Annotated in this window: 16 protein-coding genes; 10 read left to right on the forward strand and 6 right to left on the reverse strand. The window is 68.8% G+C overall.

All coding sequences use genetic code 11. The features are described 5' to 3' along the window. The first annotated feature begins 69 nt into the window (after positions 1-69). From ACFXB5_RS42145 to ACFXB5_RS42175, 7 genes are all read left to right on the forward strand, one after another. Positions 70-878, forward strand: a protein-coding gene (locus ACFXB5_RS42145; RefSeq protein ID WP_385218806.1) for an IS5 family transposase whose coding sequence is annotated in 2 segments (ribosomal slippage) — positions 70-409 and positions 409-878 — 810 coding nt in all. Because the reading frame shifts where the segments join, the coding sequence is not laid out codon by codon here. 211 nt (positions 879-1,089) lie between these two features. Next, entirely contained in the window at positions 1,090-1,242 is a 153-nt protein-coding gene (locus ACFXB5_RS42150; RefSeq protein WP_385218808.1) for a winged helix-turn-helix domain-containing protein, read from the forward strand. Further along, positions 1,239-1,814: a transposase gene (locus ACFXB5_RS42155; RefSeq protein ID WP_385218810.1), complete on the forward strand. Its 576-nt coding sequence runs from the start codon at positions 1,239-1,241 to the stop codon at positions 1,812-1,814. Before ACFXB5_RS42150 ends, ACFXB5_RS42155 begins: the two co-directional genes overlap by 4 nt. 72 nt (positions 1,815-1,886) lie before the next feature. Next, positions 1,887-2,222 carry a transposase gene (locus ACFXB5_RS42160; protein WP_385218812.1) on the forward strand — a complete coding sequence of 112 codons (336 nt, stop codon included), beginning with the start codon at positions 1,887-1,889 and terminating at the stop codon, positions 2,220-2,222. Next, on the forward strand, positions 2,170-3,168 hold the full coding sequence (locus ACFXB5_RS42165; protein WP_385218813.1) for a transposase: 999 nt from the start codon (positions 2,170-2,172) through the stop codon (positions 3,166-3,168). The genes ACFXB5_RS42160 and ACFXB5_RS42165 overlap by 53 nt, the downstream gene beginning before the upstream one ends. A gap of 265 nt (positions 3,169-3,433) precedes the next feature. After that, entirely contained in the window at positions 3,434-3,874 is a 441-nt protein-coding gene (locus ACFXB5_RS42170; RefSeq protein WP_385218815.1) for a helix-turn-helix domain-containing protein, read from the forward strand. Next, a complete protein-coding gene (locus tag ACFXB5_RS42175; RefSeq protein ID WP_385218817.1) occupies positions 3,763-4,545 on the forward strand; it encodes an IS630 family transposase in 783 nt (260 codons plus the stop codon). Before ACFXB5_RS42170 ends, ACFXB5_RS42175 begins: the two co-directional genes overlap by 112 nt. A gap of 77 nt (positions 4,546-4,622) precedes the next feature. Here the strand turns inward: ACFXB5_RS42175 and ACFXB5_RS42180 are convergent, their stop codons facing one another. From ACFXB5_RS42180 to ACFXB5_RS42190, 3 genes are all read right to left on the reverse strand, one after another. Then, the gene (locus ACFXB5_RS42180; RefSeq protein ID WP_385218818.1) at positions 4,623-5,111 is read right to left on the reverse strand and encodes a transposase; all 489 of its coding nucleotides are present in this window, start codon (positions 5,109-5,111) and stop codon (positions 4,623-4,625) included. A 1,027-nt stretch (positions 5,112-6,138) separates the two neighbouring features. Beyond that, positions 6,139-6,336, reverse strand: coding sequence for a hypothetical protein (locus tag ACFXB5_RS42185; RefSeq protein WP_385218820.1), 198 nt, complete (start codon positions 6,334-6,336; stop codon positions 6,139-6,141). Positions 6,337-6,705: 369 nt separating this feature from the next. Beyond that, positions 6,706-7,473, reverse strand: coding sequence for an SDR family oxidoreductase (locus ACFXB5_RS42190; protein ID WP_385218822.1), 768 nt, complete (start codon positions 7,471-7,473; stop codon positions 6,706-6,708). A gap of 83 nt (positions 7,474-7,556) precedes the next feature. On the opposite strand from ACFXB5_RS42190, the gene ACFXB5_RS42195 reads away from it, so the two are divergent. The 3 genes from ACFXB5_RS42195 (at position 7,557) to ACFXB5_RS42205 (ending at position 11,125) form a co-directional block, all read left to right on the forward strand. After that, on the forward strand, positions 7,557-8,174 hold the full coding sequence (locus ACFXB5_RS42195; protein WP_385218824.1) for a TetR/AcrR family transcriptional regulator: 618 nt from the start codon (positions 7,557-7,559) through the stop codon (positions 8,172-8,174). A gap of 288 nt (positions 8,175-8,462) precedes the next feature. Then, positions 8,463-10,067: an FAD-binding oxidoreductase gene (locus tag ACFXB5_RS42200; protein WP_385218826.1), complete on the forward strand. Its 1,605-nt coding sequence runs from the start codon at positions 8,463-8,465 to the stop codon at positions 10,065-10,067. A 158-nt stretch (positions 10,068-10,225) separates the two neighbouring features. Further along, the gene (locus tag ACFXB5_RS42205; protein ID WP_385218828.1) at positions 10,226-11,125 is read left to right on the forward strand and encodes a LysR family transcriptional regulator; all 900 of its coding nucleotides are present in this window, start codon (positions 10,226-10,228) and stop codon (positions 11,123-11,125) included. A 76-nt stretch (positions 11,126-11,201) separates the two neighbouring features. Here ACFXB5_RS42205 and ACFXB5_RS42210 read toward each other — a convergent pair whose 3' ends face one another. The 3 genes from ACFXB5_RS42210 to ACFXB5_RS42220 all read right to left on the reverse strand — a co-directional run. Beyond that, complete coding sequence (locus ACFXB5_RS42210; RefSeq protein ID WP_385218830.1) at positions 11,202-12,209, reverse strand: taurine catabolism dioxygenase TauD; 1,008 nt, start codon at positions 12,207-12,209, stop codon at positions 11,202-11,204. 40 nt (positions 12,210-12,249) lie between these two features. After that, positions 12,250-12,837, reverse strand: a complete 588-nt coding sequence (gene leuD, locus ACFXB5_RS42215) for a 3-isopropylmalate dehydratase small subunit (protein ID WP_385218832.1) — start codon at positions 12,835-12,837, stop codon at positions 12,250-12,252. Between the two features lie 32 nt (positions 12,838-12,869). Continuing rightward, the coding region (locus ACFXB5_RS42220) for an aconitase family protein (RefSeq protein ID WP_385218834.1) at positions 12,870-13,080 on the reverse strand (211 nt) is incomplete at its 5' end.

Genomic DNA, 13,080 nt, shown 5'->3' on the forward strand with positions numbered 1-13,080 from the left:
CTGATCGTTTCAGAATGAGTTCGGTGTGAGGGCTTGGCGATCGGGTCTGGTGGCGGCAGAGTGGTCCAGGTGTCGGATGATCTTGTGCCTGATGATCTGTGGGAACGTATCGCTCCGCTGCTGCCGCCCCGGCCGCCGCGTCGTCATCGGTATCCCGGACGCCTGCCGGCGGACGACCGCGCGGCCCTGCGAGGCATCGTTTACGTACTGCGCAAGAACGTGAGCTGGAGAGATGTACCCGCCCAGCAGACCGGGTGCAGCGGCGTGACAGCGTGGCGGCGGTTGCGGGACTGGACCGAGGCCGGGGTGTGGCCCCGCCTGCACGAAGTGCTCCTGGCCGAGCTGCGCAAGGCAGGGCTGTTGGACATGGACGATGCCGCAATCGACCGCTCGCACGTTCGGGCCCTCAAAGGGGGGCTCACACCGGTCCTTCGCCGGTCGACCGCGCACGGCCGGGCAGCAAACACCACCTGACCGTCGACCGACACGGCACCCCTCTCGCCGTCACCCTGACCGGCGGAAACACGCACGATGTCACCCAGCTGACACCCCTACTGGACGCAATCCCCCGCATCCGAGGACTTCGCGGACGACCGCGGCACCGGCCGGGCCGGCTGTTCTCCGACCGCGGCTACGACTACGACAAGTACCGCCGCATCCTCCGAGCCCGCGGCATCACACCCAAGATCGCCCACCGAGGTGTCCCGCACGGCTCCGGACTGGGCAAGACCCGCTGGGTCGTGGAACGGACCTTCGCCTGGCTCCACCAGTTCAAACGCCTGCGCATCCGCTACGAGATACGCGCCGACCTCCACCTTGGCCTGCTCCAACTCGCCTGCAGCATCCTCTGCTTGCGACGCCTACGAACCTCATTCTGAAACGATCAGTTACTGAGGTTTTCGTTAGTTCTGTGGGTGTAGGGCACTGTGCGGTGGCGGTCTCCGGCCACGGGGCGGCCGCCCAAGCTTGATGACGCCCAGGTCGAAAAGGTGCGGGCCGCGTTGGAGCAGGGTGCCCAGGCGCACGGGTTCGAGGCCGATTTATGGACCTTGGAGCGGGCTGGGCTGGTGGTGGAGCGAGTGACCGGGGGTGAAGCTGGCGCGGGCGTCGGTGTGGCGGCTGCTGACCGGGCGGCTGGGGTGGAGTCTGCAGCGTCCCCAGCGCCGGGCGGTCGAGCGGGACGAGTCCGAGATCGCCCGGTGGATCGCCCATGAGTGGCCCCGCATCAAAAGGGGGCGGTGAAGAAACGTGCCTGGATCGTGTTCTTCGACGAGTCGGGTGTGTCGCTGCTGCCCCGGGTGCGCCGGACCTACGCGCCCCGTGGCCGGACCCCGACGTTGCGGCACCGGCTGAACTGGAAACGCGCCTCGATGGCCGCGGCTCTGGGATATCACGCCGCGGACGCCGGCCGTGGTCCGCGGCTGTGTTTCCACCTCAAGCCGGGCAGCTACGACACCATGGCGTTAATCGACGTGCTGCGGCAGGTCAAAGCGTTCTATGCGGGTGAGCCGGTGGTGCTGGTGTGGGACGGGCTGTCCGCGCACTGGAGCCGGGACATGCGAGCCCGGGTGGCCGGACAGGACTGGCTGACGCTGGAGCGGCTGCCCGCCTATGCATCTGAGTTGAACCCGGTGGAACTGCTGTGGTCGGCGATCAGAACACGTGAGCTGGCCGACCTCGCCGGCGACCATCTCGCCGATGTCGCCGATGCCACCGAACGCGGCATCCACCGGGTCTCCTCCGATGGACAACTCCCGTGGTCCTTCCTCACCCACACGGGACTGACGATCCATACTCAACCACCACAGAACTAACGAAAACCTCAGTAGCGGTGGTTTGTTGACATCGGGTCGGGAGCGCTGCAGAAGGACGCGCAGGGGTGTGTGATGACCGCTCGTCGTCCGTGTCCGCCGGCTCCGGGACCGCTGGAGCAGTACGCCGTCGGCTTCGATGATCTGTTTGACTCCCTGGCTCAGCGTCGGGGCTTTCGTCAGTACCTCACGGGGTTGCTGGCGCCGCGGGAACGGAACAAAACGCTGACATGCCTGGCCGGGGCCGAGCCGGTAGCGGGAGCCCAGCACCCCGCAGTGCAGCGGCTGCAGTTTTTCCTCTCCGAATCCCCCTGGGAGCACGAGCGGATCAACGCCCGTCGTCTTGAGCGGTTACTGGATGATCCGCGCACCGCTGCGCATGCCGGTGGAGTGCTGGTCATCGACGACTGACGGTGACCGTAAGGAGGGGACCGCGACCGCGAACGTGGGCCGGCAGTGGCTGGGCCGATACGGCAAGACCGACAATGGTGTCGTCACCGTCACCACATTGTGGGCGGACGAGCGGCTGTACTATCCGCTGCACGCCGTGCCCTACACTCCCGCCCGTCACTTCCCCAAGGGTCGCAGCGATCCGGGCTTCGCCACGAAACTGCGGATCGCTGCCGGACTCGCCCGCCGGGCCACCCAGGCCGGAGTGGACTTCCGCGCGGTGGCGGCCGACTGTGCCTACGGCGACCAGGACGGCTTCCGCGGCGAACTGGCCGGCGCCGGACTGCCGTTCGTGATGGCCCTCAAACGGCGCCGCGGCACCTGGGCGTACGGCCCCGATGCCCACACCCCGACCGACGCCGCCCGGGAACTGGCCTGGCACGGCCCCGACCGGCCGGGCGACTGGACGGCGGTGTCCCGCACCTTCCGCGACGGGCACACCACCACCTGGTGGGCCGCTGAGGCGTCCCTGGGCTGGTGGGGACCGGACGGCACCACCCGACTGGTGGTGGCCACCACCGACCCGGACACCCTGCCGGAGAAATCCACCTGGCATCTGGCCACCAACCTGCCCCGCCCCGGCTCACCACGCGAGGCCGACACCGCCCACCCGGCCGCCGACCTCGCCGAAATCGTGCGGATCTACGGCATCCGCAACTGGATCGAGCAGAGCTACAAGCACGTCAAGGACGAACTGGGCTGGGCCGACTTCCAAGTCCGCACCGACCGCGCCATCCGCCGCCACCAGACCCTGGTCAACTGCGCGTTCTCCTTCTGCTGGGAAGCCGGACCGCCACCGACCCCCGCCAACCGCCCGGCCCGGCCGGCCCGGCCAGAGAGGGGGGCACCCGATCGCACCACCCGGCACGCTGGCCCCAGCCCCTACGCACCGTCCGCAGTTGGCTGACCCCCACCATCATGCTGCAACGCTGGTGGAAAGCCTGGTCCAGCACGCCCCCACCAGCAGAGTTACAAAACCTGATCAACGCAGTCAGTACCGGCCGACCACTCAGCCACCACCTCCCACTCCCGCCTTAACAAACCACCGCTAGTAGCGCGTCGCTGCTTAATTGTGGTGTGTCTGGTGGGAGGCTGGCGTCCGGTGGGTTCCGCCTTCTCTTTTGCCGGACAGGACTGTTGTCATGGGTTCACAGAAGAAGCGACCGGTCAGGTTGACACCGCAGGATCGCGAGGAGCTGGTCCGGGTGACCACGACGGGCGTTCGTGGGGCCTCGATGATCATGCGGGCCCGGGTGCTGCTTGCACTGGACACCTCGGTGGGTGAGGTGGATTCCAAGGAGGTAATCGCGGCCCGGCTCGGCGTTTCCGGTGAGACGTTACGGCTGGTCGCCAAGCGTTTCGCCGAGACCGGTGGCGATGTGCACGCCACGATCGCGCGGAAGAAGCGCGACCTGCCACCGGTGCCCTCGCCGGTGACCGGCGAGGTCGAAGCCAGGCTGATCGCGATGGCGTGCTCACAGCCACCCCAGGGCCATACCCGGTGGTCGCTGCGGCTGCTGGAGAAGCACGTCGCGCCGGCCGAGGACATCCCCGATCTGGACCACTCCACCATCGGGCGGGTCTTAAAAAAACGGAACTGCGCCCTCACCTGAGAAAGTGCTGGACCATCCCGCCACGAGCGAACGCGGAGTTCGCGGCCCGGATGGAAGACGTGCCGGCCGTCTATGCCCGGCCCTACGACCCGGCACGTCCGGTGGTGTGCATGGACGAGAAGCCCTACCAGCTCCTCGATCATGTCCGCGACCCGCTCCCGGCCCGCCCCGGTCACGACGCCCGCCAGGACAGCGAGTACATCCGCTGCGGCACGTGCTCGATCTTCGTGTGGACCGAACCCCTGCGCGGGTGGCGCCGTGTTCAGGCACTGTCCCAGCGGACCCGGACCGACTGGGCCGGCCAGGTCAAGCGGTTACTGAGCGTGGACTACCCCGACACCGAGACCGTGGTGCTGGTGATGGACAACCTCAACACCCACAGCATCGCCTCGCTGTACGAGGCATTCGAACCACAAGAGGCATTCGCCCTGGCCCAGCGCCTCGAGATCCACTACACGCCCAGGCACGGGTCATGGCTCAACATCGCCGAGATCGAACTCTCCGCGCTGCCCCGGCAATGCCTCGACCGCCGGATCAGCGACCTCGGCATCCTCAACACCGAACTCTCAGCCTGGCAGAACGCCACCAACACCGACCAACGTCAAGTGAACTGGCAGTTCACCACCCACGACGCACGCATCAGACTGCGCCACCTCTATCCCAAAACTTAGCTGCGACAATCTACTAGAAGGGTCATGAAGATCTTGGTGAGGGGTTGTCCGGCCGTAGGCCGGGCAGCCCCTGTTCGCTATGCGGTGGCCGGGGCGAGTTGCCAGCTGCCGCCGGTGTGGGTGAGCCCGAGGTTGACCAGTCGGCGGAGGTTGAGGGCGGCGGCTCGGGTGTGGAGCCAGGTGTTGTTGACGATGGTTCCGCGGTAGCGCAGGCGGCGGTTGCCGTGCTGGACGAGCCAGGCGACGGCGCGTTCGACCGGTGGTCTACAGCGCCGGTAGTCGGCTTGCCATTCGGGATCGGTGGGGGCAGCAGCGTCAGAGTGTCTGTTCGCGCCAGCAGAGCTGAGGGCACCCAGGAACCTTCGGGCCGTGCGTCTGCGTCGTGGAGATCCACGAGCGCTTGCCAGGCATCTGAAGGCTGGGAGTTGCGGTGGAACTCTTCCAGCCGAGCTGTGTGGCGAGCAAGTGGTTTGCCGGCCATCTTCGCGAGGTCTGCGCGGATCTCGGTCCACTGGGTGACCTGCGGGGAGCTGAATCCGTAGGTCTGTAGGGCGTACTGCTCCCACACGACGGCCATCTGGGCGGCCTCCTGGTGGCGCCCGGCCCGAGCCGCCGCGGCGATGTACAGGCGGGGGTCCTGCTGCTGGGGCGCGGTCGGTGGCACCTGGGCCGGAGGGGGTGCGGGCTGCTGGGCGGGGGCGGACTGTTGCGGGACCGGGGCAGGTCGCTGTACCGCCGGGGTCTGGGCGGTGCAGGTCGGAGCGGGCGCGGTTTGCGGTTGCGGGGGAGCCGCTGCACGTTGGTTATCGGGCGCTGGGGCTCGGCCGGGGGCACGTCGAGCCCCGGGGTGGACGGTAGGGCCACGGTGCCGGGCGGGAGCGGGGCGGCGGTGATGGTCAGGGCGTGCAGCCGGGAGTTGGCGGGCCGGTCGGGGGTTGCGGCTCAGCTGGTCGATCCAGGCCCGGGTGTAGGGGCTGGCGCCCGCGCGGCCAGCGAAGGCGGGCGGCACGATCACCCCATAGACGTCGGCGGAGGGTGGGGCGGGCAGGGGGCCGTATTCCTGCACCAGCTTCCAGGCTCCCTTGTCGGCTGAGACGTCGAACACGACGGTGGTCAGGCCGGCGGGGCGGCTGCGCAGCTCGGTGCCGAGCCACTCCCAGGGCAGTGCCGTGTAGCGGGAGGTGGAGGCGGTGGTGCCCGGCAGAGCGAGGTACAGCTGCTGTCCGCGCCGGTCTGTGGTCAGGCCGCCGGAGAGGTAGATGAGCACCGGGCCGGGGCTCGCGGCGGCGGTGCGTAGCCGCATCAGTAGGGAGTTCTGGTCGCGGACTCCGTCGAGGTAGGTGGTGTCGCTCGGGATGGTGTTGCCCAGCAGGGTTGGGATGGGAACGAGGGCCAGTGCCGCGAGGTTGGTGGACGGCTCGACCTGGACGGTGCGGCGGCGGCTGGCGACGTCTCCGGCGATCAGGAGTACGTGCCCTCGCTGCTGCTGATCGGCCCCGTTGGTCTGCATGTACAGCACCGTACTCACCAACCACGACAGCCCCGGCAGGGTTTCTGCCGGGGCTGTCGGTCTTGCGGGGGCTGGGCGCGGTGTCAGAGGTCGATGTCGAAGTCGTCGTCGAAGTCGATGTCCGGGCTCTCCGCGTCCGGGCCGTCGGCCTTGGCGAGCGGCGGTTCGGACGCGGCCGGGTCAGGCTGGATTTCCTGCTCGTGCAGGTGCAGGGTCTTGAGTTCCTCGGCCCGCTCGGCGAGAACAACCGTGTCCACGTACATCTGGCACCGCCGCGCCACCGTGCTCCTCGGCGCGGGCGCCTGGGGTTGGTCTTTCGGGGGATGTCCCCGTGCGGTGCCGTACGCCGCGTACTTCGCCGGTCTTCCACGAGGAGTGCGAGGTCCCTCCGGTCCCTCCTCCGCTGCCGCAGCCCCCGCTGCTCCCCGGTCCCGGGTCCGGACCTGGTGCCCGCCGCTTCGGCCCCCGGGTCCGGACCTGGTGTCCGTCCCGCTGGTTTCCTCCCGTCCTGCCCGAGGTCGTGTCCGAGGTGCCGGGAGCGGCGGGGGCTCCGGGGAACCGCGGCGGATGGTGGCGCGGGTGGTTCCTGTGATGGTTCCGGGGTTGTGGTGGGGCTGTTGAGTGGTTCTTGTGGAGGGCGGGGGTGGGGGTCAGAGGCCGAGGAGTGAGCCGCCGGTCGCGTCAATGTCCTGTCCGGTGATCCAGCGTGCGTCGTCGGATGCCAGGAATGCCACGATGTCGGCGATGTCCGTGGGCTGTCCGACGCGTTTGAAGGCGGAGTAGGACTCGGCGTGTGTCCGTGCTCCGGGGTCGGCCAGCCAGGCATTGGCCTCGGTCTCGGTGATTCCCGGTGCCACCGAGTTGACGGTGATGCTGCGTGGTGCCAGTTCCAGGGCGAGTGTCCGGGTGAGTGTGGTCAGGGCGCCCTTGCTCATGGCTGTCGCGGCGATGGCGGGGAAGGCGATCCGTGTCATGCCCGAGGTGGTGTTGACGATGCGGCCGCCGTCGCGCAGTCGTTCCAGGCCCTGCTTGATGATGAAGAACGGTGCTTTGGCGTTGACCGCGAAGACGCGGTCGAACTCGTCCTCGGCGGTGTCGGCGATGCCGGCCGGGAGCGCGGTCCCCGCGTTGTTGACCAGGATGTCCAGGCCCGGGGTGGCCGAGAGGCCCCGGATCCGCTCGTCGAAGGCGGCCCACAGTTTCTCGGCGTCCCCGGGGACTCCCAGTTCCGCCTGCAGGGTGAACGCCCGGCCGCCGGCGGCCTCGATCGCTGCGACGGTCGACTTGGCGGCCCCCTCGTCGCTGCCGTAGTGCACGCCGACGAGCGCGCCCTCGCGTCCGAGCCGCTCCGAGATGCTCCTCCCGATGCCCCTGCTGCCGCCGGTGACCAGTGCCGTTCTGTCCCTGAGCGTGCCCATGACGACGCCCCTCCCGTTGTTTAGCGGTCGCTACAGAAAAAGACACTAGCAGATTCCTTAGCGACCGCTATAGAATGTGTTTCATGGTGAGAGGACAGTCCGGGCGGCCCCGCTCGTTCGACAGGGGCGAGGCCCTGGAGCGGGCGATGCGCCTCTTTTGGGAAAGGGGCTACGAGGCGACGTCGATCGCCGCGCTCACCCGGGAGATGGGCATCGCCGCGCCCAGTCTCTACGCCGCGTTCGGTGACAAGATGACGCTCTTCAGGGAGGTCGTCGACTTCTACGTGAGTGCCTACGGCGCCTACATGGGCCGGGCGCTGGAGGAGGAGCCCACCGTCGGTGCGGGCATGGCGCGCATGCTGCACGAGGCGGCGTCCGAGCTCACCACGGACGGCCGACCGCGCGGCTGCCTGGTCGCCTTCGCTGCCAACAATTGCTCTCCCTCCTCCGTCGAGGTAGAGCAGGTGCTGCGGCAGCAGCGCGGCGCCATGCAGGAGGAGTTCGAACGCCGTATCCGGAAGGCCCGGGAAAGCGGAGAACTGCCTTCCGGGGTGGAGTCGAAAGAATTGGCGCGCTATGTCGCCGTCGTCTTCCAGGGTATGTCTCAGCAGGCTCGTGACGGGGCGAGCCAGGCGGAATTGGAAGCGGTGGCGGCAACCGCAATGCTGGCCTGGCCGGAAGCGCCCGGGGCGGAGGAATGAAGCGCACCGTCGCAGCCGAAACCGGGCTTGCCGCGCATTCGATGGAAACGTAGGTTGTGCGAGGTTCGACCGAAGGGGGAAAGCACTCATGGCCGATGGCGGCCCGGACCTGCCGTGACAGCGGGTCGGTCGCCCCCCTTCTTTTCCCAGCGAGGTCTTGCTGGGCGCTTCGCCAAAGGTAATCGTCGGCACGGGGGAACCCGGCGATTCGCCGAGCGCGGCTGTCGACACGCGTTTTCCCGTTCCCCCAGTATGCCATCACGCCGAACACACGGGGGGATCACCGTAATGAGCACGTCGAACGTGGAAACGACACAGGACCGGAACGCCAACGGGGCCGGCGGGAGTGGACCGGTCACCGTATGCCCCGGAGACTCGCGCTACGCGGAGCTGACCGTCGGGCACAACGCCCGCTGGGTCGGGACCCCCGAGAGCGTCCGCCTCCCGCGCACCACCGAGCAGGTAGAGCGGATCGTGCAGGACGTGGTGCGGAAGAACGAGCGGTTCTCCGTGACCAGCGGGGGCCACTGCTACGCCGACCATGTGTACAACCCATCGGTCCGGACAGTCATCGACATGAGCTTGATGACCGACATCTACTACGACCCGAGGCACCAGGCGTTCGCGGTCGAAGCGGGTGCCACGCTGCTCCAGGTCTACGAGACCCTGTTCAAGGGATGGGGCGTCGGCGTGCCCGGCGGCATCTTCTACTCCGTGGGCGCCGGCGGCCATGTCAGCGGCGGCGGCTTCGGACTGCTCTCGCGCCAGTTCGGGCTCACCGTCGACCACCTGTACGCGGTCGAGGTCGTCGTGGTCGACGCTCGCGGCAGGGCCCGTACCGTGACGGCCACCCGCAGGAAGAACGACCCGAACCGCGAACTGTGGTGGGCGCACACCGGTGGCGGCGGCGGCAACTTCGGCGTGGTCACGCGCTACTGGTTCCGCTCGCCGGACGCGACCGGCCGCGCCCCCGAGCAGCAGCTCATGCGACCGCCGAAGGACGTCCTGCTCAACGCGGTGGCGCTGCCCTGGGACGAACTGGACGAGGGACGCTTCACCACGCTGGTGCGCAACTACGGCTCCTGGTACGAGCGCAACAGCGCGCCCGACTCGCCGTACGCCCCGTTGAGCAGCCTGCTCAACCTCAACCACCGGGCGAACAAGAGTGTGGGCCTGCTCACCCAGATCGATGCCACGCTGCCCGGCGCGGACAAGCTGCTCCAGTCGTTCGTCGAGGAGGTCACCACCCCGGTCGGCGTCGGCGTGCGGCCTGTCACCGAATCTGTCGGCGAACAGGGGCCGATGCCGGAGTTCTTCCATCCGGTGAGGCTGCCCTACCTCACATCGGTCCGCTACATCAGCACGAACAACGCCACCCTGACGAACCCGGCGCTGCGCGGCGCCTACAAGTCCGCCTACATGCGCAAGGGATTCACGGACGACCAGATCGCCGCGCTGTACCGCAGGCTCTCCGACCCGGCGTGGGAGAACGCCGCGTCCAGCGTGATCCTGTTCGGCTATGGAGCCCGGGTCAGTGCCGTCGGCGCTGACGAGACCGCCTCCGCGCAGCGCGACTCGATCTTCAAGGCCCTGTACTCGGCCCTCTGGCGAGAGCCGGAGGACGACGAGGCCAACGTCGGCTGGCTGCGCGGCATCTTCGGCGACGTCCACGCAGCCACCGGCGGCTACCCCGTGCCGAACGACGTCACGGACGGCTGCTACGTCAACTACCAGGACGGTGACATCACCGACCCGGAACAGAACAGGTCCGGCGTGCCCTGGCACACCCTCTACTACAAGCACCACTACCCGCGGCTGCAGCGGGTGAAGGCCGCCTACGACCCGCGGAACGTCTTCCGCCACCCGCAGTCCATCGCCCTCCCCGAGGGCTGACCGCGGCACTGTGACCGCGCCCGCTGTCCCCTTCCGGGGCCTGTCCCTCCGGCCCAGGCACAAAACTCCCGAGGAAATATCATGACTGCTTCTCCTTCCGGCCAAAGCGGGCGACGTATGTGGCAGGCAGCCCTGCCGTACAAATGGCGATTAGCCCGATGAAGCTCTCACAACTGGCCGCTTTCGTGGCCATCGCGGACACGGGAAGCTTCACCAAGGCCGCCGATTCCCTGGGCGTCACCCAGTCGGCCGTCAGCCATGCCATCAGGAGCATGGAAAGCGAACTCCGCATCGGCATCATGCGGCGCGACCGCGGCGGAGTCGATCTGACCGAGGCCGGACACCGAATCGTCGAACACGCGCGAAGCGTCCTGCGCCACACGGACCAGATACGGCTCCTCGTGGACGATTTATCGGCCTGCCGCGGCGGACGACTCGTCATCGGCACGTCCCAAACCTTCTCCGTCCACCTGCTGCCCCGGTTGATGGCACGCTTTCTGGCCAGTCACCAGGATTTCGACGTGAAGGTCCGGGAGGGCAAGGACGAGGAAATCGCGGAAATGCTGCGCGCGCGCACGGTCGACGTCGGTTTCGTGACGCTCCCCAAAGCCGGCATCCGCACGATCCCGCTGTTCCAGGACGAGCTGTACGCGGTCCTGCCCGTCCGGCACCGGCTGGCCGCACGACCACGGCTCTCGGCCCCCGAACTCGCGGAGGAACCGCTCGTCGTTCCCGCCGACGGGGTCGAGCCCGAGCTGCGGAACCTTTTCCGGGCCGCAGAGACGCGGATGGACATCGCCTACCGCATCGGTGACCTGCAGGCGGTGCTGGCGATGGTGGCGGAGGGGATCGGCGTGGCGGTGCTGCCGTCGCTGGTGCTGCCCGACCCCCTCCCCGACATCTGCACGGTCCCGCTGACTCCCGCCACCCGGCGCAGCCTCGCGATCGCCGTGCGCAACACGTCCGAGGAATCGTCCGCCGTCACGGCGTTCGTCTCGGCCGCCCGAGCGGTCGCCCGGGACGCCGGAATACGCGGAGCACATCCGCGCCACCGGTGAGCCTGTTCTCCTGGCACCGGCACCCGCCCTGCGCACCCTCCGCCGCGCAGGGCCGGGTACCGGCCGGCCGCGGGCGTCAGTCGCCGACCATTCCGGGAACGCCGCCGATCCACCGTTCGCGGTGCACGTCCGCCGCAGCCCGATCACGGAAGGCATAGGTCTTGAGCAGCCAGCGCTGACGGGCCCGCTCCGGGTCGTTGATCTCCATCTTGTCCCGGCTGTGCAGGCCGTCCTGGTTGGCGAAGGAGAACAGATCGCCCCTCAGGATGCGGTGACGCTGCTTGTCGGCCTTGACCAGCGCGTCCTTCAACGAGAGCAGGGCGTCCTTTGCCTCCGTCGGCGCCCCGGGCAGCACCGTGGTGCATGTGTCCAGATACCGGAAGCTGTGGTGGTTCTCCAGGATCGCGTGGGCGCCCGAGACCGTGAGGTCACCGTTGTTGTCACGGGAGAGGACGTCGAAAGGGGTGTAGAAGTACGGGCGCCGCAGAGTGTGCTGCTCCTTCTCCCCGAGCTCGGCCAGCAGGTCGCGTCCGTCGACGAAGCCCGTGTAGATGTAGTCGCCCTCGGGGCAGCGCATGCCGAGCAGCGAGATGTAGTCCGCGCGTACGGCATGGGCCGTGCGCTCGTTGTGGAAGACCAGCTCGCTGTCGCTGAAGCCTGTCTGCATGCCGCTGTAGCGGTTGATCGCTATGACGTCGATGAAGAAGTCGCCGTTGAACCGCGTCGCGTACGACAGCAGCGGCGTGCCCACCAGCAGGCCGAACAACTCCAGGAACGTCTCACCGATGAACGTGCGCTTCTCGCGATACTTGTCCGCCACGGGGTCGTCCAGATCGAGGACGGGTATCTGTTCATCGAGCGGGCAGTTGCGCAGGACGTGCGCCAGTGCCGTCCCCGCCGTCCGCTCCCCGCGGATCGCGGCACAGACCTCGCGGAAGAACGCCGGGACTTCGTCCCGGTCGACCAGGTCGCGCACCGTCCGGGCGAAGGGGCCGTACTCCTCGTACGGGTTCTTGGCGACGGAGGCCAGCACGGAGTGCAGCCTGCGGCGTTCGGTCTCGGACAGGGTGTGGAAGGGCTGCATGGTTCTTACCCCCGGGATAGCGGTAGCTGGCAGGAAACTCTCAGCGGGTCACGGGCAGTGCGGGGCGGCGGCGGAGTTCGTAGGCCCTGATGTCGGCCTCGTACCGCAGCGTGGCGGCGACGGGGTCGTCCCCCGACAGCAGACGGGCGCGGTCCTCCCCGGCCATGGCGATGGGCTGCACGACATCGGTGCAGCGCAGCTCGAGCCGTACCAGGTCCACGACCACCGCCACCGCCGGGTCCGCCTCGATCAGCTCCCACAGCCGGGTTACCGTGCTGTCGGGAACGGTGACCGGGACCAGCCCGTTCAGCAGGGCGTTGGCGTGGAAGATGTCGCCGAAGCGGGGGGCGACCACGGCCCGGAAGCCGTGGTCGAGCAGGGCCCACACCGCGTACTCGCGGGACGATCCGGTGCCGAAGTCGCGGCCGGCGACCAGGACCGTCGCACCCCGGTGCTCCGGCCGGTCGAGGACGAATGACGGCTCCTCGCGCCAGTCGGCGAAGAGCGAGCCCGCATGCCCGGTCCGGCTGGTGCTGGTGCAGAAGCGGGCGGGGATGATCTGGTCGGTGTCGACGTCGCTGCGGCGCAGCGGAACCGCCGTGCCGGAGTGCACGGTGAAACGGGTCATGGCTGGGGCCCCCTTCCAGGCCGGGCGGCGGGTCACAAGTCGGCGGGCGCGGCGAGCCGGCCCGCGACCGCGGTGGCCGCGGCGACGGGCGGCGAGACGAGATGGGTACGTGCCCCCTTGCCCTGCCGGCCCTCGAAGTTGCGGTTGCTGGTGGCGGGGGCCCGGTGGGCGGGGCGCCGCCGCGGCGCGGTGGGCGCGGGGCCCATCGCGCCGGCCGGCCCCGCCCCGGCGGCCGCGCCCGGG

The organism is Streptomyces sp. NPDC059455, assembly GCF_042750115.1.
Classification (GTDB): domain Bacteria; phylum Actinomycetota; class Actinomycetes; order Streptomycetales; family Streptomycetaceae; genus Streptomyces; species Streptomyces endocoffeicus.

Excerpts from the sequence above, each read along its gene's own strand:
- ACFXB5_RS42160 (WP_385218812.1), top strand. The coding sequence starts at position 1,887 with ATGACCGCTCGTCGTCCGTGTCCGCCGGCTCCGGGACCGCTGGAGCAG.
- ACFXB5_RS42165 (WP_385218813.1), top strand. The coding sequence starts at position 2,170 with ATGATCCGCGCACCGCTGCGCATGCCGGTGGAGTGCTGGTCATCGACG.
- ACFXB5_RS42190 (WP_385218822.1), bottom strand. The coding sequence starts at position 7,473 with ATGGGCACGCTCAGGGACAGAACGGCACTGGTCACCGGCGGCAGCAGG.
- ACFXB5_RS42195 (WP_385218824.1), top strand. The coding sequence starts at position 7,557 with ATGGTGAGAGGACAGTCCGGGCGGCCCCGCTCGTTCGACAGGGGCGAG.
- ACFXB5_RS42200 (WP_385218826.1), top strand. The coding sequence starts at position 8,463 with ATGAGCACGTCGAACGTGGAAACGACACAGGACCGGAACGCCAACGGG.
- ACFXB5_RS42205 (WP_385218828.1), top strand. The coding sequence starts at position 10,226 with ATGAAGCTCTCACAACTGGCCGCTTTCGTGGCCATCGCGGACACGGGA.
- ACFXB5_RS42210 (WP_385218830.1), bottom strand. The coding sequence starts at position 12,209 with ATGCAGCCCTTCCACACCCTGTCCGAGACCGAACGCCGCAGGCTGCAC.
- leuD (WP_385218832.1), bottom strand. The coding sequence starts at position 12,837 with ATGACCCGTTTCACCGTGCACTCCGGCACGGCGGTTCCGCTGCGCCGC.